1 protein-coding gene is annotated in these 272 nt (G+C 59.2%); it reads left to right on the plus strand.

Features of this window, described 5'->3' with window-relative positions; translation table 11 throughout:
• Window positions 1-177 (plus strand): Hsp33 family molecular chaperone HslO (locus SB764_RS40290; protein WP_410866793.1); only part of this gene is annotated, 177 nt, incomplete at its 5' end.
• Window positions 178-272 lie beyond the last annotated feature (95 nt).

Below are 272 nucleotides of genomic sequence, written 5' to 3' on the forward strand. Positions count from 1 at the left end.
GCCAAGCAGGTCTACGACCGCTGCAGCTGTTCGCGTGAAAAGATCGGCGGCGTTCTGAAGGGCTTTTCGGCGGAGGAGATCGAGGCCAGCCAGGAAAACGGTGAGATCGCCGTCACCTGTGAATTCTGCTCGACCACCTATCGTTTCGAGCCGGCAGAGCTGCAGCCGGCCGAATGACGGTCAGTTCAGCACTCTGAGAAGGCCGGGCGAATCCAGGGAGAAGGCGGGTATGTAAGCGATCGGGCTGAGAAAGCGCAGTATATGATTGCGCT

Origin of the sequence: Paraburkholderia sp. SIMBA_027 (genome assembly GCF_046535315.1) — a bacterium.
Lineage (GTDB): Bacteria > Pseudomonadota > Gammaproteobacteria > Burkholderiales > Burkholderiaceae > Paraburkholderia > Paraburkholderia tropica.